Here is a 16,662-nt window from a genome sequence, read left to right on the forward strand (position 1 = left end):
CCGGGTTCGTCAAAGACACTGCAAACGGGGAGCGCACCATGTCGACACGGGCCTCGACCCTGGCCGGGCGCTTTATGGCCACACCGTCGATCATCGCGTTGTTTTTGTGGATGATCGTGCCTTTGGGCATGACAATTTATTTCTCATTCCTTCGCTATAACCTGCTCACCCCGGGGACGGAGGAATGGATTGGCCTGGTTAATTACAAGTTCTTTTTAACCGACCCTGCCTTTTTTGCCTCTCTTACCAATACGCTGCTTCTGGTTGGCTCTGTTCTGGTCATTACCGTTATTGGCGGCATTTTGCTGGGATTAATGCTTGATCAACCCATTTTTGGCCGTGGCATTTTGCGTATTCTGGTCATTTCACCGTTTTTTATCATGCCAACGGTCAATGCCCTGGTGTGGAAAAACCTTTTGATGAACCCGGTGTCAGGCTTTTTTGCCTGGATATCGACATCACTGGGGTTTCAACCGATCGACTGGTTTACCCATGCCCCACTCACCGCGATTATCATTATGGTGGCCTGGCAATGGTTGCCCTTTGCCACCCTGATTTTGCTCACCGCCTTGCAGTCGCTTGACCGCGACCAGAAAGAAGCCGCCCAGATGGACGGAGCCGGCCCGGTGTCGATTTTCTTTTACATTACCCTGCCCCATCTCAGCCGCGCGATCACGGTTGTCATCCTGATCGAAACCATTTTCCTGCTCAGCGTGTTTGCCGAAATTTTCGTCACCACGGGCGGCGGCCCCGGCTTGTCGACCACCAATATCGCCTTCCTCGTCTATACCCAGGCCCTGCTGCAATATGACGTTGGCGGTGCTTCGGCGGGCGGTATCGTTGCTGTCATTCTTGCCAATATTGTTGCGATCTTTCTGGTTCGCCTCATCGGCAAAAACCTCGACGCATAGGGGACGACAATGGAAAGCAAATTCAAAACACCTTTCGGGCGATTTGCCTATTCGGCCTTTGCCTGGATCGTCGGCCTTGCCGTTTTCTTCCCCATCCTGTGGATGGTGCTGACCAGTTTTAAATCCGAACTTGATGCGGTCAACATGCCGCCCCTGTTTTTCGACTTTAACTGGACGCTGGAAAACTATACCGGGATTTTAGAACAGTCGAACTACTTCAAGTTCGCCATGAATTCGATCATCCTGTCGTTCGGATCAACCTTTATCGGCCTGATCTTTGCGGTGACCTGCGCCTGGGCCATGGCCTTTAACCCGACCAAACGCACCAAGGATACCTTGTTGTGGATGCTATCGACCAAAATGATGCCACCGGTCGGTGTGCTGGTGCCGATCTATCTGGTTTTTCGCGACTGGGGCCTGCTCGACAGCCGGTTTGGCCTGATCATGGTTCTGTTTTTAATGAACCTGCCGATTATGATCTGGATGCTTTACACCTATTTCAAGGAAATCCCGAAAGATATCCTTGAAGCCGCCCGGATGGACGGGGCCACCCTGCCCAAGGAAATTCTCTTTGTGCTGTTGCCCATGGCAATTCCCGGCATCGCATCAACCATGCTGCTTAACGTTATTCTCGCCTGGAACGAAGCCTTCTGGACCTTGAACCTTACGACCTCGGATGCAGCCCCGCTGACTGCCTTTATCGCGTCCTATTCCAGCCCCGAGGGGTTGTTCTGGGCAAAATTATCGGCGGCATCGACCCTTGCTGTTGCGCCCATTCTGATCGTCGGCTGGTTCTCGCAGAAACAGCTTGTCCGTGGTTTGACCTTCGGCGCGGTGAAATAACCGCCGCCGAACCAAAATATACAGGGAAGGAACACCACCATGGGTGCAATCCGACTGGAAAATGTCAAAAAAAGCTTCGGGAATATCGATGTTATTCCCGGTGTCGATCTTGAAATAAATGATGGCGAGTTTGTTGTATTTGTCGGCCCGTCGGGCTGTGGCAAATCAACGCTACTGCGCCTGATCGCCGGGCTGGAAGATGTCACCAGCGGCAAGATCATGATCAACGATGTTGATATGGTCAATGAATCACCGGCCAAACGCGGCCTGTCGATGGTGTTTCAGTCCTATGCGCTTTATCCTCATATGACAGTTTATAAAAACATCGCCTTTGGCCTTAAAATGGCGGGCGAACCCAAGGATGTTATCGAAGAAAAAGTGCGCAATGCTGCCAAAATCCTGAACCTGACCGACTATCTTGAACGTCGTCCGGGCGCGCTTTCGGGCGGGCAGCGCCAGCGCGTTGCCATTGGCCGGGCCATTGTCCGCAACCCGGCAGCTTTCCTGTTTGACGAACCGCTGTCAAACCTTGATGCCGCCCTTCGCGTCAATATGCGCCTTGAAATTACCGGCCTGCATCAGGAACTGAAAACCACCATGATCTATGTGACCCACGATCAGGTCGAAGCCATGACCATGGCCGACAAAATTGTGGTCTTGCAGGCAGGGCGGGTCGAACAGATTGGCAAGCCGATGGATCTGTATGCGCGGCCAGCCAACAAATTTGTCGCGGGTTTTATCGGATCGCCGAAAATGAATTTCATTGAAGGCGATTATGCCAAAGCACGCGATTGTGCCTGTGTTGGCGTGCGCCCGGAACATTTGCTGCTGGGGGCAGATCGGGGCGACATCGCCGCAACCGTCAAAATTGCCGAGCATCTGGGGGCTGAAACCTATTTGCATGTCAATGCCGACACGATTGGCCCGATGACGGTCCGTGCCACCGGCGAAGTCCCGCTGGGCGAGAATGACCGTATCTGGTTAACGCCGGACCCTGAACGCATTCACCGCTTTGACAAAAACGGCAAGGCAATTGCACATCAGGATTAACAAAAATCCGGACTTTTGATCGGATATATAAATAAATTCCGGTCAAAATCCTATTTTTCCACCGAAAAAACTGCGAGATTAAAATGTATCTGAAAATGTTCGATCTGACCGGACGTCGCGCCTATGTCACAGGCGGAGGCCGCGCCATTGGTCTTTCCTGCTGCGAGGCCCTTGCCGAGGCAGGAGCACATGTGGTTATCGGCGACATCAGTGCAGAAGTTGCCGAAGAGGGCCGCGACTACCTGAAATCCAAAGGCTATGATGCCAGCATCGATTTGATGGATGTTACCAACCCCGACCAGGTCCGCACCAGTGCCGCCAAACAGGCCACACAGGGCGGCATTGATATTCTGGTCAACAATGCCGGTATTGCCCGTTCGGAAACACCGGCCGAAACGGTTGAGGATGAACATTGGCGCAATGTCATTGATGTAAACCTGAATGGCACATTCTGGTGCTGTCGCGAATTTGGCAAACAGATGCTGGATAAAAAACGCGGTGCCATCGTCAATATCGGTTCCATGTCGGGTTTTATCGTCAACAAACCGCAAGAACAGGCCTATTACAACGCATCGAAGGCAGGCGTTCATCACCTGACCAAATCCCTTGCCGCCGAATGGGGCGCACGCGGGGTGCGCGTTAACGCGGTTGCGCCAACCTATATCGCAACCCCGTTAAACGAATTCGTCAAATCAAAGCCGGAAATGTATAACGCCTGGATCAGCGGCACCCCCATGGCCCGCCTGGGAGAAACCCATGAAATCGGGTCTGTTGTTTTGTTCCTGGCATCTGACGCCGCCAGCCTGATGACCGGTTCCATTGTTTTGGCTGATGGGGGCTATTCCTGCTGGTAAAATGGCAGGTTTAGCCGACGATCACTGTCCTGAAATGTATTTGTGATCGGGCCAAGACAACGGATGAACGGGGCGTGGTTGTGGGACCTACGCCCCGTTCGCTTTTTCAGGGCCGTTTATATGAACGGTCCATCTAATTAATGCATGTTTCCTTTAAATCACCGCCCCTTGCGCGGCAAGGCGTTTGGAAAATGCGTTCATTTGTGTCACATCCACGCCGTCCATATCAAGGAACCGGGCCAGGTGATGCAAATGTGCATATAGCTGTGCTGCAACATCATCATTGTCACAGCCCTGTTCGGCATGGGCGGAAAAAACCCGTAACAGCTTTGCCTGCCGGTCGGCCTTCAAATCCACACGGGCGACAAATGCGCCATTGAGCATAAAGGGCAGCACATAATAGCCAAACTGGCGCTTTTCGGCCGGGGTATAAATTTCGATGCGGTAATTAAAACCAAATATGCGTTCGACCCGGTCGCGTTCCCACATTACCGGATCAAACGGCACCATCAGGGCCGACGGCGTTGCCCGACGGCGTATTTTGGCATCCGGTGCAATAAAGCCCGGCTGCGCCCATCCCTCAATCTCGGCCGGAACCAGATCGCCATTTTCAACCATTTCGGCCACGCGTGCCTTGGCATCCTCGGTCGGCAGGCGAAAATATTTGCGCAAATCGGCAATGGTCGCAACCCCCATCGCCACAATGCCCTTCGCAATCAGTGCGCGCTGGGCCACATCGCGCGGCAATGCCGGTTCATGGGCAGCATCACCGATAATCCGGTGGGGCAAATCATATTCGCGTTCAAACGAACTGCGCCGTTTGCGTGCCATCACCTGCCCGCTCCAAAACAGATATTCCATCGCCGTTTTGGCCTTGGTCCAGCCCCACCACTGGCTGCCCCCTTCGCGGGGTTCCTCATTAAGTTCACTTGCCGCTGTCGTACCTTCACGATCCAGATGGCGCAGCAAACTGGCAACAAAATCGGGTTCATCGTCCGCAATGCGGGCCATGCGGCCCCACATGCCCAAGCCGCGCAGGGCATCTTCCATGCGCCAGCGATAAAGCGGATAATCTTCCACCGGGATCAGCGATGCCTCGTGCCCCCAATATTCAAACAGTTTGCGCTGCTTTGCCGTGCCCCAGCTTAACTGGTCCAAAAGATCGCGGTCATAAATACCAAGCCGGGAAAAAACCGGCATGTAATGCGCCCGGCTTAACACATTCACGCTATCAATTTGCAGCATGTTGGTCTTGCGGATCATCTTCATGATCCGTCGCCGATCCACCGGGCGGGTGGGGGCGGGTTGCTCGAACCCCTGTGCTGCCAGGGCCAGATGGCGGGCCTGCTTTGCGGAAATGGAAACGGGCTTTATCGCGCTCAGATCAGACATGGCATCCCCAAACAATTCTTGTTTCGATCCTGTAATCAACGGTTTGGCCTGATGCTATCACACCATGCTGACAATTTTGGCAGGAGCTTTTCTGTTTTTGTTCTGCCCGGGTCAGCAATAAAAAAGGGGCAGACACATTGCCTACCCCTTTTAAATTCAATCAGAAATCCGACCTGAAATATCGACTTGGCAGATCAGCCGCCAAAACCCAGTTTCGGCGGCGTCACACCATTGGCGCGACACGCCGCAATCAGGGTGTTATTCAGCAGGCAGGCAATGGTCATGGGGCCAACACCGCCGGGAACCGGGGTAATGGCACCGGCAACCTCAACCGCGCTGGCAAAATCAACATCGCCCACCAGTTTCATTTTGCCGTTTTCGCCTTCAATGCGGTTAATCCCCACATCAATCACGGTGGCACCTTTGCCGATCCAGTCGCCGGTAATCATGTTGGGGCGGCCAACAGCGGCAATCACAATATCGGCACGGCGTACTTCTTCGGGCAAATCGCGGGTGCGCGAATGGGCGATGGTCACGGTGCAGTTTTCTTTCAACAGCAACTGCGCCATCGGCTTGCCGACAATATTGGACCGGCCTACAACCACCGCACGCTTGCCCGATAAATCGCCCAACGTATCTTTTAGCAGCATCAAACAACCATAGGGCGTGCACGGGGCAATGCCATCGCCGCCGGTTGCCAGCGCACCGGCATTGATAATATGAAAACCGTCCACATCCTTGGCCGGGTCAATCGCGGCGAGAACGGCGTTTTCGTCAATATGTTTGGGGACAGGCAACTGGCACAAAATGCCATGCACCTTGGGGTCGTTATTTAACTGGGTAATCACGGCCAGCAAATCTTCCTGGCTGGTTGCGGCCGGAAGCTTGTGCTCGTAAGAATTCATGCCGCATTCAAGGGTTTGCTTGCCCTTGTTGCGGACATAAACCTGGCTGGCCGGGTCTTCGCCCACCAGCACCACCGCCAAACCCGGAACAACACCGTGCCCGGCTTTCAGTTTGGCAACTTCGCGGGCAATGTCGCCGCGCAGTTTTGCGGCAAATGCCTTGCCATCAATGATTTTTGCACTGCTCATTTTAAATCCTCGCCCGTCCATTGATTGATTTGCGCCACGATCTGCACGGTGTCGCCCGATATGGTCAAAACCTTGTTCCGGTCGGTGTGACCGCTGACAATGGTAATCGCCGATTTCGGCCACTTGGCGGTTTTTGCCAGCAACTTGACCAACGCATCGTTTGCTTTGCCATTTTCCGGCACGGTTGTCACAGTGGCTTTCAGGCGGTTCTGCCCGTCGGCATCTTCCTGTGCGCCGCCAACGCTGTTGCGCGACGCCTTGGGTGTCAGCCGCAGACAAAGCCGGACACCCTTGCCGTCTGGCAGAATATCACATGCGGGTTTTGCCATGATCAGCGGGCCGTTGTCAGCAACGAAAAGGCACGGTTAATACATCATCTGCGCAAATAATTCGAACATCAGGCTTTTAAGAAAGCTCAGCAACAAAATCAGCACGACCGGCGACAGATCAATGCCCCCCATATTGGGCAAAATCGCCCGGATCGGTCGCAAAGCGGGCTCGGTAATGCGATACAGAAAATCCCCAACCATATAGACGAAACGGTTACTGGTGTTGATTACGTTAAAAGCAACCAGCCAGCTTAGGATCGCCTGAAGAATCAGACACCAGATATAAAGGCTGATAACTGTGCTTATCAGCATCAGGACAGACTGCATTACCGCTCCTTCTTGTTGTCGGGCCCGTATGGATGACGGAAACCAATTCACCGCGAAGGTAATGACAAGGACACATGGGCGCAAGCGCCAAGCCACCCGAACGGGTGGATTTGGTCAAATTTCCCTGTATTTCCAATCAAAAATCAGAACAGGCGGCCTTGTTTGCGCGCCCAGATCGCCACAGCAACCGGAATGGTCATGGTTATGGCAATCGCCATCACACTCATTGCCATGCCCATACCAACCGATCCCTGTTCAAATTGCCGCCAGATAAACAACGCCACGGTTTTTGTGCCGATGGGGGCCAGCAAAATGGTGGCCACCAGTTCGCGCGCTGCCACCGCAAAAACCAGCAACATTGCCGCCAAAATACTGGGGAAAATCAAGGGCATTAAAATACGGAAAAACACCTTGATGCCCCCGGCCCCGGCCACGCGTGCGGCGTCTTCCAGGCTAACACTGACCTGGCGCAGGGCGGCATTGGCATAGCGCACCGGATAGGGCAGCAACAAACAACAATAAGCCAGCACCAAAATACCGATGGTATTATAGGGGGTTATCGGCAACCACGGCTGGTTCCACGCCAAAATAAGGCCCACCGCCACCACCACACCGGGAATGGTGTTGGGCATCAGGGTTAGAAAATCGAGGATACGTGATGAAACCGTGCGCTGACGCACCACGACATAGGCCGTCATGGTGCCCAATATGCCGGTAATCAGCGCAGCCCCCAGCCCCAGCGACAGGCTGGTGCCCAGGGCCTCCATTGCGCCACCGGAATTGGCGAAAATTTCGGCGAAATTATCGGTCGAGAAATTATCTGCCGCCAGACCACCGGAAATGGTCCGGGTGGAGGCGGTTAAAATCACCGATAAAATCGGCATGACCGCCCCTAAAAAACCGATAATGGCAAAAAACATCACCACCGGAATCCGCCATACGCCCAGTTCAGCCGCACCGCTTGCCCCGGGTTTGCCCGAAACGGTTTGAAAATCGCGGCGCGAGACAATGCGGTTTTGCAAAACAAAGGCCGCCATCGCGATTAAAACCAGAATAACCGACAATAACGACGCACCGGGCAGATCAATCGGATAATCCGACAGGCGTTGTTCAATGCCGGTGACCAGCACCAGAAAACCGCTGCGTGCCGCCAATGCCGCCGGTGTGCCAAATTCTTCAATCGCCATGGCGAACACCAACAGCAGGCTGGCAGCAATGGCAGGCGTGGTAAGCGGCAATGTAATGCGCCAGAACGACCGCATTGGCGGGCAACCCGCCACACGGGCCGCCTCAAGGTAGCGCCCGCCAATCGAGGCCACCATGCGCGAAACCGCAAAATAGACAACAGGAAAAACATTCAGCGTCATAACAAAGACGACGCCCCAGAATGAAAAAAGAAAACCACCGAAATTAATGCCGGTTATCTGTTCCAGATAACCACGCGGCTGCAATGCCATGATCCAGCCAAGGGCGGCAATATAGGGCGGAATGGTAAAGGGCACCAGAAACACCACATCCCACAGCCCGGCAAAGGGAATGCGAAACAGGCCGCGCAAAATGCCCAGCGGCACCGCCACCAGGGCCGAAACCAGCACCACACTGCCGCCCAGCATCAGGGTGTTAAGCGTCCAGGACAGCAAGTGTTTGTCAAACAGGGTTACAACAAACCGCGAAAACGGATTGGCAAAAATGCCCCGCGCAATATCGGGAAAAATGGCCTGTAAAATGACAAAAAGCAGCGGAAACGCCACCAATACGGTCAAAACAGGGGCAACGGCGGCAAATATCATGCCGCCATTGCCAAATACCCGCGATGTAAGATGTTTCAGGCGCACGACAGGCCTTTATTCCATGCCAAAGGTTTTGGCAAAGTGATCCAGAACCGCTTTACGGTCGGTTTTCGGGTCGACTTCCAGAATTTTAAGATCGGCAATCAACGGACGATCTGCTGTGACATCGGCGCGCGCCGGCATCAACTGGGTTTTTGCCACCAGAGCCTGACCGGCATCGGACAACACATAGTCGATGAATTTTTTGGCGTCATCCGGATGGGCCGATGTTTTCAAAATCATCATCGGGCGCGGAGCAATCACGGTGCCGCTTTTCGGGAACACAATTTCGATTGCCTCACCCTTGGCCGCCTGTGCCAGACCAATATAGTCGACCGCACCAAAAACAACGGCCTTAGCCCCCTGCAATACCGGGTTCAGGGCCTGGGCATTGGCACCGGGAACAATCATTTTGTTTGCAGCCAGACCATCAAACAGTTTCCAGCCGAGATCTGGCTGTGCGGTTAATGCCGCAACCAGTTCATAGGCCGAACCGGACTGTGCCGGGTCCGGCATCGTGATCAGGTCGTGATATTCCGGTTTGGTCAGATCGGTCCAGTCGGTCGGTTTCGGCGTGCCGCTTTTCGGGTTCCAGGCAATCGCCAGTGCCGAAATGCCCTGGGCTACATATCCCGGGCCTTTGAGAAAATCGGGAACGTTTTTGGCATTGGCGCTGGTGTAATCCAGCAGCATGTCTTTTTTGGCAAAGCTGGTGGCGGTTTTCCACGATGCCGAAATAACAATATCGGCCACCGGGTTGGATGATTCAGCTTCCAGGCGGGCCATCACCTTGCCGGTGGTGGCCTGAAAAACATTGACGTCAATACCGCTCTCATCCTTGAAACCGGCCGCCAGCTTTTCAATCAGGCTGCCCGGGCCTGCTGTATAAACCGTCACACTTTGCGCCATCGCCGTGCCGGAAAGGGTCAGGCAGGCAAAACCCGCCAACAGAACAGTTTTAAGGCTTTTCATCGTCGTTATCCCCAATTTAAAAATTGTATGACTTATGCACGGTGGGTCTGCACGTCTTCATGCGGGTACCAAAAGGCCCGGTCCCACGAAATATCAAGATCATGACGGGTGCCGTCGCCAAGGCGGGTGGCGCTGAACATTTCCAGCGCAATATCAGGCTCAAACCGCATCTGAACGGCATAGCCGTCGCCGCGAAACATGCTGTGAACAACCGTTCCGCGAATGGCATGTCCGTCGGCAATGCTTTCAACGGTGCCGGCACCGCCAATTGATGGCACCAGCGCCGAACGCGGCAAAAACAAATCCCCCGATTTGCTGCCATTCACAAGCCCGGCAGGCGGGCATAACCGATGCGCCCCACCCCGGATCACCAGATCGCCGCCGTCAACCTCGGCGGGAAGCACCAGCCCCAGCTTCAGAAAATCAACCACAATGGGCGAAGACGGATTGCCCACCAATTGTTCGGGAGCATCAATTTGCAAAATATTGCCGCTGTGTAAAATCGCCACGCGATCCGCAATGGCAAAGGCCTCGCCGTGATCATGGGTGACATAAACCGCCGTCATACCCAGTTTACGCAGCAAAGACGCAATATCAATCACGAGGCTTTCGCGCAATTCGCGGTCCAGGTTGGATAAGGGTTCGTCAAACAAAACAAGGCGCGGCCGCGATACGATGGCGCGCGCCAGCGCCACGCGCTGTTGCTGCCCGCCCGAAAGCGTTCCCGGTTGCCGGTCGCCCAAATGGCCAAGGCCAACCAACCCCAATGCCTCGGCAATGCGGGTGTCGCGTTCGGCCCGGCCAATGCCCTGCATTTCCAACGGAAAACCCACATTTTGCGCCACCGTCATATGCGGCCACAGGGCATAATCCTGAAACACCATGCCAATCGACCGGCGTTCGGGCGGTACAAACGCCCCGCCGCTGGCATCGGCGACCTGTTGATCGCCAATATGGATCGATCCCGTGGTAGGGCGCGATAACCCGGCCAGCAACCGTAACAAGGTTGTCTTGCCACAGCCCGACGGCCCCAAAAGGGCAACCACCTCGCCCGGGGCCACGCTTAAATCAATGGTTTTAAGCACGGTATTGTTGCCGAAACGTTGCGAAACGCCGGTCGCAATAACCGGAGAACCGGTTTGCACAGAGGATTTTTCAGCACTGATCATGAGAGCGATCGGACTTTTCAAGTTTATTGACCGCTCAAGGATTTATCATGCCGAAATTGTTTCAATTTTTAATATTCAGTTGCATTTTAATTACAGATTTATGTCAATCGGCTCTGCAAGCGCACACTTGCACAGTATTTACGCAACCCCGCCTGTACACGGGTTGAAAAATGCTGAAACCGGCGCTGTTTTTGCTTGCGAAAATTGCTATTCTGCGTGCACCGTAACCCCGCATCCAGGCATCCAGGCATCCAGGCATCATCAATCATGACCGAGCCCATCAAACAGTCCCCGCCCCCGGCAAACGAAGATATATTTGCCACTGGGGCACAACCGCACCGGTGCAAGTGGGCCTTAACCCATATCGATAAACCGTTTTATGTTGCCTATCATGACCACGAATGGGGCACGCCGGTGCATGACGACCGGCATTTTTTTGAAATGCTGATCCTGGAAGGCGCGCAGGCGGGGTTAAGCTGGCTGACGGTATTATCGCGGCGCGACCAATACCGTGCCGCCTATGATCATTTCGATGTGCAAAAAGTGGCGGCCTATGACGATGCCAAACAGGCCGAATTACGGGCAAACCCCGGCATTATCCGCAACCGCCTTAAAGTTTCCAGCAGTGTTGGCAATGCCCGCGTTTTCTTAAAAATCGTCGAAGAATTTGGCAGCTTTGATGCCTATGTCTGGCGTTTTGTCGGGGGCGCCCCCATCATCAATCACTGGCAAAACCACAGCGACGTTCCCGTTACCACCGATGTCAGCGACGCGCTGTCGAAAGACCTTAAAAAACGGGGTATGCGGTTTGTTGGCTCAACCATCATCTATTCGTTTTTACAGGCAACCGGACTGATCATGGATCACACCACCAATTGTTACCGGTATCACGATCTAAGCACCTGAAACTCTATCCGTCAGCCTGCCCCCTCCGCCACTGTCATCCTATCGCCAATGCCAATGCACCGGCGGCATTCCGGCAACAGGGGATCGGAAGCTGGCGATTTTTCCGTCATGAAGGCAGCCAAGATAAACCGTTCGCAAATCGGGACCGCCGAACGCCACACTGGAAATATTGGCAAGGAAACGGCCCCGCGATTCAGACATGTGTTCAGGCCCGAAACGACCGGCAAGGAATTCCTCCTCGACGAAATCAACCCGTTCGGGATCGCTGTCTTCGAGCAAAATTTGCGGTTCCTCGCCGGGAACCACCCGGATCAGCCGGTTGCTAATCACGCTGGTCAGCCAGATCGCCCCGGTGCTGTCAAAGGTCAAACCATCGGGAAACGTCCCATGGCCAAAGCTTGCCACAACCTCGCGCGTGCCCAGCGTGCCATCGGCGCGCAACGCCAACCGTGTCAGACGACGGCCAAAAGTTTCATTAACATAAAGCCATTCCCCCGCCGGATCGACGGCGACCTCGTTGGTAAACCCGAAACCATCCGCCACGATCCGGGTGCCGTGCTGGTCGGCGACAAAAACAAAGCCGTCATCGGCATCAAGCCGGTTGGCGCGCGTTCGCGGTTGCAACCGGGTACTAACCGTGCCCCAAATCCGACCCTGGGCATCAAGGGCGACAAAATTACACGGTAACAGGGTTTCCCCATCTGCCGTGGTAATAAAAGGTGTTGCCTCCCCGTCCGGCGTCATCCGCCAAATGCCGCCGCTATCGGCCAGGTTGGCGGCAAGGAACGACCCGTCGCGCATCAGGGCAATGCCGTTCGGCAAAAGTGCTGATGTGCCCGGTGCTTTTGGTGCGCCGATAAAGGATTGCTGATCATCTGCGCCCAATCGGACGATCCCGCCGCGCCAGTCGCAAACAAAGACTGATCCTGATGCCGTGGCCAGAACGCATTCCGGGCGTTCAAGCCCCACGCCGAGATAGGTTAAACGGGACGGATCAATTGGAAATGACATCGTTCGGGTAACCTCATGAAATTCACGCAAAAGAATTGAGGACAAAATGGCACGCGGTAACGGGGCTTTAACCTGTGCCTAACGGTACAAGGCCGTTGGCAGCCACATTGAAAACTGCGGTACAAATGTCACCAGCATCAGCACAATCAGCAGCGGAACGAGAAAGGGCATGGTGGCACGTGCCGATTGCTCGAAGGTGACGTTAGAAACCTTGGCCAGCACATAAAGCACCATGCCAACTGGCGGGGTTAACAGGCCGATCATTAAATTTAACACCATGATCACGCCGAACTGCACCGGGTCCACGCCAACGCCAACCGCAAGCGGCAGCAGGACCGGTACCAGAATCGTGATCGCCGCTACCGTTTCCATGAAACAGCCCACCACGAACAGGATCAGGTTAATCAGTATCAGCACCGCGATCTTGTTGTCGGTCGTCATCGCAATCATGTGCGCGAATTGCTCGGGCACACGATTTTCGGTCAAAATCCAGGAAAAGATCGATGCACTGGCGACGACAAACAGAATAACAACAGTGGTTTCCATCGATTCCCGGCTGACCGCAACAAAGCTTTTCCAGTTCAGATTGCGATAGACCACGGTTCCCAGAAACAAGGCCCAGGCAACAGCGGCAATTGCGGCTTCGGTCGGAGTGAAAATACCCATTAAAATGCCGCCAACAATCAACAACGGCGTAATCAGCGACAGGAACGCTCGCGAGAAACTATGGGCCAAAAGGCGCAAGGCAAACTTGTTGGCCGGGGTATAACCACGCCTTCGTGCATACCATGCGACCATGACCATCAGCGATGCGGCCATCAGGAGGCCGGGCACCATACCTGCGGCAAAAAGTTGCCCGATCGAGGCCGAGGCCAGAACCCCGTAAATCACCATCGGCAGACTGGGCGGAATAAGCGGGCCAATCGTTGAGGATGACGCGGTGATCCCGATTGAAAAATCGGTATCATAACCCGCTTCACGCATCGCCTTGATCTCGATTGCCCCCAGACCACCGGCATCGGCAACGGCCGCACCTGACATGCCTGCAAACAAAACCGAGGCCCCGACATTCACATGTCCCAACCCGCCACGCATCCAGCCGACCACGGAGGTTGCAAATCCAAAAATCCGCTCGGTAATCCCGGTCGAATTCATCAGATTACCCGCCAGAATAAAAAACGGCACGGCCAGCAAGGGAAAGGAATCAACACCGCCAACCATACGGTGAATCACCACCAGGCCCGGAATATGTCCGGAAACCAGGATATAAATCAATGATGATCCCGCCAGTGACAGTCCAATGGGCAAGCCCAGAAAGATGAACACCGCCAATGCAGCAAACAAAAGAATAATCAACGGAAGGTCTCCCCGAAAGCGAGTGGCGCGGATCAGCGTTCGCCGTAGCGTTGCCCGATATTGCGAATGGCGATGACAATGGCGCGCAAAGTCATGGCACCAATGCCTGCGGCAACAGTCCAATAAACGATCCCCATCGACATATTAATGGACGTCATTGGCTGATTACTCATGGCATTGGCGAGCTTGATCGCGAAATAGGTCAGCGCCCCAAGGATGACGATGCTGACAAGATCAATCAGCGCCGCCATCACGCGGCGGACCGGGACGGCAACGATCGTATGCAAATAGGTCATATTGACATGCGCATGTCGTTTGATCGCCGCAGCCGCACCGATGAAAGTCATGGCGATCAGAAGATAACGGCCAATTTCCTCGGTCCAGCCAAAAGAATCATTCAGGGCATAGCGAGTAAAGAACTGCAAAAAAATGACCGCGCCGGTCGCCCAGAAAAGCCCCAACCCCACCATATCCTCGACCCCGAGGCGGGGTACCGGCGCATCCTGATTGGCCGTCATTCCGTCCGTTTCATCCGATATCGCGAAAGGCGTTTCCCTGCGTCCTCGCTCAAAGAGCGAGGACGCAGGCGTGCTGTTCTTGTCGTCCATTTTCATCACCCCGGCACATTCCCAAAAAATGTCGCACCATTGATCGTCATAATCAGGTGATCAACTGCACTTTTTCATAATCGGATTTGCTCCACGGCACGTTCTCGCCGGTTAGTTCCGGGATCATCTTTTTGCGGAAAGCTTCGCGATCAACTTCATCAACCGAGACGTTGTATTTTGTCTTGAAGTCGTTAATCAGTGACATTTCGGTGGTACGTACTTCGTCGGTGCATTGGGCCATGGCTTCATCGAAAACCTGCGAAAATATCTGCTTGTCCTCGTCCGAAAGCTGCGACCACAATGAAGAACTGGTCATCGCGACCAGCGTGTCGATCATGTGGCCAGTCAGCGCGATATGCTTTTGAACTTCATAGAATTTCTGGGCAAAAATCGTCGGCAACGGGTTTTCCTGACCATCGACCACGCCTTGTTGCAGGGCCAGATAAACCTCGGAAAAGGCAATCGGGGTCGGATTGGCACTGACTGATCGCGGAAAAAGCAGGTAAAGCGGCACATTGGGAACGCGAAGTTTCAGCCCCTTCATATCATCTGGCTCGGCGATTTTCTTGTTCGATGAGACATGACGCAGCCCGTAATAAACCGTTCCGACAACATTCAGATTTGAGCGCGTATTGAATTCGGCGGTTACCTGTTTGCGCATGTCGCTGTCGCGATAGGCGACCCAATGATCGAAATCGCGGAACATATAAGGCCCGCTGATCAATGCCATCGGCCCATAAGCACGGCTGGCCGTCGGGCTGCCGGTAAAGCCCATGTCGATCGTACCAAGGGTCAGGCCTTGATAAATCTCTACCTCGCCGCCAAGCGAGGAAGACGGAAACACATTGATCTTATAACGACCCTGGGTTTTCTCATGGATTTGATCGGACGCCCACAGCACCCATTTATGGAAGGGCTGGCTATCATTGAAGATATGGGCGAATTTCACTTCCTGGGCTGCGGCGAAGGCCCGGGGGCTAAAGCTGCCTGCGGCAAAGGTTGCCGCTGCGGCCATCCCGGCCCCTTTTAAAAACTGGCGCCGCCCCAGGCCCCAAACGGACCCGTTCTGGTTTTCTTTAGACATGAATTCCTCCTGTGTTATTTTTTACCTGCGTCATACTTCTGGTATTTTCGCATATCCCGCTGGTTTACCAGCGGTGTTTGAGGTACACTAACAGTGACCTATCAGATAGGTCAACAGGCAAAAAGAAGAGGCCTAAAGGTTTGATATGAAAACACGCAGACAACCAAAGGTGCGCGAACCGATTTCTTCTTCCGGCAAGGCATTGCCGGAACGTCGGGTCAAACGCCAACGGCTTCACGAGCAGGTCGCGTTGCAAATCGAGGGCATCATTCGCGACAATTACAAACCAGGTGATCCGCTGCCATCCGAACGGGAATTGATGGAGCTTTTCGATGTCGGGCGCTCTGCCGTGCGCGAGGCGCTGACCCTGCTATCGCGCATGGGTCTGGTCGTGGTCCGCAATGGCGAAAAGGCGCGGGTTGCAGAACCAACCGCCAAGGCCATGATCGACGATTTATCAGGAGTGGCACGACTGCTGCTTGCAGAGGCCGAAGGTATTCATCATTTTCAAGAAGCGCGTGCCTTACTGGAAATCGGGCTGGTGCGAATTGCAGCGCAACAGGCCTCCGATAAGGATTTGCAGGTTTTGCGCGCGTTGCTAGATGACAATCGCGATTCCCAGAATGATTCTGAAGCGTTCCTGCGCAGCGACGAAGCCTTCCACATTGCGATTGCCAAAATCGGGGGTAACCCTATTTTTACCGCTGTTTATACCGGTGTGGTCGAATGGCTTGACGATCAGCGCAACATTTCGGCCAAATCGTTGGACGGCAACCGGACCGCCTATCAGGCGCATGAAAAAATCTATGCGGCAATTGCCGCCCACGACCCGGTCGCAGCCGAACAGGCAATGGAGGACCATCTTGTCGCCGTTGCCGAACGCTATTGGCGGATGAAAGCTATCATCGAAGCATAAAAGTGTAACTT

Annotated in this window: 17 protein-coding genes; 6 read left to right on the forward strand and 11 right to left on the reverse strand. The window is 54.2% G+C overall.

The window, feature by feature from the left end; genetic code table 11:
• Positions 1–38 precede the first annotated feature (38 nt).
• The 4 genes from AAC086_RS09525 to AAC086_RS09540 all read left to right on the forward strand — a co-directional run bounded on the left by AAC086_RS09525 (position 39) and on the right by AAC086_RS09540 (position 3,658).
• Positions 39–911, forward strand: coding sequence for a sugar ABC transporter permease (locus AAC086_RS09525; RefSeq protein WP_339778182.1), 873 nt, complete (start codon positions 39–41; stop codon positions 909–911).
• A gap of 9 nt (positions 912–920) precedes the next feature.
• Positions 921–1,754: a carbohydrate ABC transporter permease gene (locus AAC086_RS09530; RefSeq protein ID WP_339778185.1), complete on the forward strand. Its 834-nt coding sequence runs from the start codon at positions 921–923 to the stop codon at positions 1,752–1,754.
• A 39-nt stretch (positions 1,755–1,793) separates the two neighbouring features.
• Positions 1,794–2,804 (forward strand): ABC transporter ATP-binding protein, encoded by a 1,011-nt coding sequence (locus AAC086_RS09535; protein WP_339778187.1) that lies wholly within the window; start codon positions 1,794–1,796, stop codon positions 2,802–2,804.
• Between the two features lie 83 nt (positions 2,805–2,887).
• The gene (locus AAC086_RS09540; RefSeq protein WP_339778189.1) at positions 2,888–3,658 is read left to right on the forward strand and encodes an SDR family oxidoreductase; all 771 of its coding nucleotides are present in this window, start codon (positions 2,888–2,890) and stop codon (positions 3,656–3,658) included.
• 153 nt (positions 3,659–3,811) lie between these two features.
• Here the strand turns inward: AAC086_RS09540 and AAC086_RS09545 are convergent, their stop codons facing one another.
• From AAC086_RS09545 to AAC086_RS09575, 7 genes are all read right to left on the reverse strand, one after another.
• Complete coding sequence (locus AAC086_RS09545; RefSeq protein WP_339778191.1) at positions 3,812–5,050, reverse strand: crosslink repair DNA glycosylase YcaQ family protein; 1,239 nt, start codon at positions 5,048–5,050, stop codon at positions 3,812–3,814.
• Between the two features lie 194 nt (positions 5,051–5,244).
• Positions 5,245–6,144 carry a bifunctional methylenetetrahydrofolate dehydrogenase/methenyltetrahydrofolate cyclohydrolase FolD gene (gene folD, locus AAC086_RS09550; RefSeq protein ID WP_339778194.1) on the reverse strand — a complete coding sequence of 300 codons (900 nt, stop codon included), beginning with the start codon at positions 6,142–6,144 and terminating at the stop codon, positions 5,245–5,247.
• Positions 6,141–6,473, reverse strand: coding sequence for a DUF167 family protein (locus AAC086_RS09555; RefSeq protein ID WP_339778197.1), 333 nt, complete (start codon positions 6,471–6,473; stop codon positions 6,141–6,143). Before AAC086_RS09555 ends, folD begins: the two co-directional genes overlap by 4 nt.
• Before the next feature lie 36 nt (positions 6,474–6,509).
• Positions 6,510–6,800, reverse strand: coding sequence for a YggT family protein (locus tag AAC086_RS09560; RefSeq protein ID WP_085588473.1), 291 nt, complete (start codon positions 6,798–6,800; stop codon positions 6,510–6,512).
• A gap of 143 nt (positions 6,801–6,943) precedes the next feature.
• Entirely contained in the window at positions 6,944–8,635 is a 1,692-nt protein-coding gene (locus AAC086_RS09565; protein WP_339778202.1) for an iron ABC transporter permease, read from the reverse strand.
• Positions 8,636–8,644: 9 nt separating this feature from the next.
• Positions 8,645–9,601, reverse strand: coding sequence for an ABC transporter substrate-binding protein (locus AAC086_RS09570; RefSeq protein WP_339778205.1), 957 nt, complete (start codon positions 9,599–9,601; stop codon positions 8,645–8,647).
• Positions 9,602–9,633: 32 nt separating this feature from the next.
• Positions 9,634–10,770 carry an ABC transporter ATP-binding protein gene (locus tag AAC086_RS09575; RefSeq protein ID WP_339778208.1) on the reverse strand — a complete coding sequence of 379 codons (1,137 nt, stop codon included), beginning with the start codon at positions 10,768–10,770 and terminating at the stop codon, positions 9,634–9,636.
• A gap of 267 nt (positions 10,771–11,037) precedes the next feature.
• Here AAC086_RS09575 and AAC086_RS09580 point away from each other — a divergent pair, with 267 nt between their 5' ends.
• Entirely contained in the window at positions 11,038–11,676 is a 639-nt protein-coding gene (locus AAC086_RS09580) for a DNA-3-methyladenine glycosylase I (RefSeq protein WP_339778211.1), read from the forward strand.
• 39 nt (positions 11,677–11,715) lie between these two features.
• Here the strand turns inward: AAC086_RS09580 and AAC086_RS09585 are convergent, their stop codons facing one another.
• The 4 genes from AAC086_RS09585 to AAC086_RS09600 all read right to left on the reverse strand — a co-directional run bounded on the left by AAC086_RS09585 (position 11,716) and on the right by AAC086_RS09600 (position 15,735).
• Positions 11,716–12,687: an SMP-30/gluconolactonase/LRE family protein gene (locus AAC086_RS09585; RefSeq protein WP_339778214.1), complete on the reverse strand. Its 972-nt coding sequence runs from the start codon at positions 12,685–12,687 to the stop codon at positions 11,716–11,718.
• 78 nt (positions 12,688–12,765) lie between these two features.
• On the reverse strand, positions 12,766–14,043 hold the full coding sequence (locus AAC086_RS09590; RefSeq protein ID WP_339778216.1) for a TRAP transporter large permease: 1,278 nt from the start codon (positions 14,041–14,043) through the stop codon (positions 12,766–12,768).
• A 32-nt stretch (positions 14,044–14,075) separates the two neighbouring features.
• Positions 14,076–14,561 carry a TRAP transporter small permease gene (locus tag AAC086_RS09595; protein ID WP_339778219.1) on the reverse strand — a complete coding sequence of 162 codons (486 nt, stop codon included), beginning with the start codon at positions 14,559–14,561 and terminating at the stop codon, positions 14,076–14,078.
• Positions 14,562–14,703: 142 nt separating this feature from the next.
• Positions 14,704–15,735, reverse strand: a complete 1,032-nt coding sequence (locus tag AAC086_RS09600; protein ID WP_339778222.1) for a sialic acid TRAP transporter substrate-binding protein SiaP — start codon at positions 15,733–15,735, stop codon at positions 14,704–14,706.
• 145 nt (positions 15,736–15,880) lie between these two features.
• Between AAC086_RS09600 and AAC086_RS09605 the strand changes: the two genes are divergently transcribed.
• Positions 15,881–16,651 (forward strand): FCD domain-containing protein, encoded by a 771-nt coding sequence (locus AAC086_RS09605; protein ID WP_339778225.1) that lies wholly within the window; start codon positions 15,881–15,883, stop codon positions 16,649–16,651.
• The last annotated feature ends 11 nt before the right edge of the window (positions 16,652–16,662 follow it).

Origin of the sequence: uncultured Thalassospira sp. (assembly GCF_963976115.1) — a bacterium.
GTDB lineage: Bacteria > Pseudomonadota > Alphaproteobacteria > Rhodospirillales > Thalassospiraceae > Thalassospira.

Excerpts from the sequence above, each read along its gene's own strand:
- AAC086_RS09525 (WP_339778182.1), top strand. The coding sequence starts at position 39 with ATGTCGACACGGGCCTCGACCCTGGCCGGGCGCTTTATGGCCACACCG.
- AAC086_RS09530 (WP_339778185.1), top strand. The coding sequence starts at position 921 with ATGGAAAGCAAATTCAAAACACCTTTCGGGCGATTTGCCTATTCGGCC.
- AAC086_RS09535 (WP_339778187.1), top strand. The coding sequence starts at position 1,794 with ATGGGTGCAATCCGACTGGAAAATGTCAAAAAAAGCTTCGGGAATATC.
- AAC086_RS09540 (WP_339778189.1), top strand. The coding sequence starts at position 2,888 with ATGTATCTGAAAATGTTCGATCTGACCGGACGTCGCGCCTATGTCACA.
- AAC086_RS09545 (WP_339778191.1), bottom strand. The coding sequence starts at position 5,050 with ATGTCTGATCTGAGCGCGATAAAGCCCGTTTCCATTTCCGCAAAGCAG.
- folD (WP_339778194.1), bottom strand. The coding sequence starts at position 6,144 with ATGAGCAGTGCAAAAATCATTGATGGCAAGGCATTTGCCGCAAAACTG.
- AAC086_RS09555 (WP_339778197.1), bottom strand. The coding sequence starts at position 6,473 with ATGGCAAAACCCGCATGTGATATTCTGCCAGACGGCAAGGGTGTCCGG.
- AAC086_RS09560 (WP_085588473.1), bottom strand. The coding sequence starts at position 6,800 with ATGCAGTCTGTCCTGATGCTGATAAGCACAGTTATCAGCCTTTATATC.
- AAC086_RS09570 (WP_339778205.1), bottom strand. The coding sequence starts at position 9,601 with ATGAAAAGCCTTAAAACTGTTCTGTTGGCGGGTTTTGCCTGCCTGACC.
- AAC086_RS09575 (WP_339778208.1), bottom strand. The coding sequence starts at position 10,770 with ATGATCAGTGCTGAAAAATCCTCTGTGCAAACCGGTTCTCCGGTTATT.
- AAC086_RS09580 (WP_339778211.1), top strand. The coding sequence starts at position 11,038 with ATGACCGAGCCCATCAAACAGTCCCCGCCCCCGGCAAACGAAGATATA.
- AAC086_RS09585 (WP_339778214.1), bottom strand. The coding sequence starts at position 12,687 with ATGTCATTTCCAATTGATCCGTCCCGTTTAACCTATCTCGGCGTGGGG.
- AAC086_RS09595 (WP_339778219.1), bottom strand. The coding sequence starts at position 14,561 with ATGACGGCCAATCAGGATGCGCCGGTACCCCGCCTCGGGGTCGAGGAT.
- AAC086_RS09600 (WP_339778222.1), bottom strand. The coding sequence starts at position 15,735 with ATGTCTAAAGAAAACCAGAACGGGTCCGTTTGGGGCCTGGGGCGGCGC.
- AAC086_RS09605 (WP_339778225.1), top strand. The coding sequence starts at position 15,881 with ATGAAAACACGCAGACAACCAAAGGTGCGCGAACCGATTTCTTCTTCC.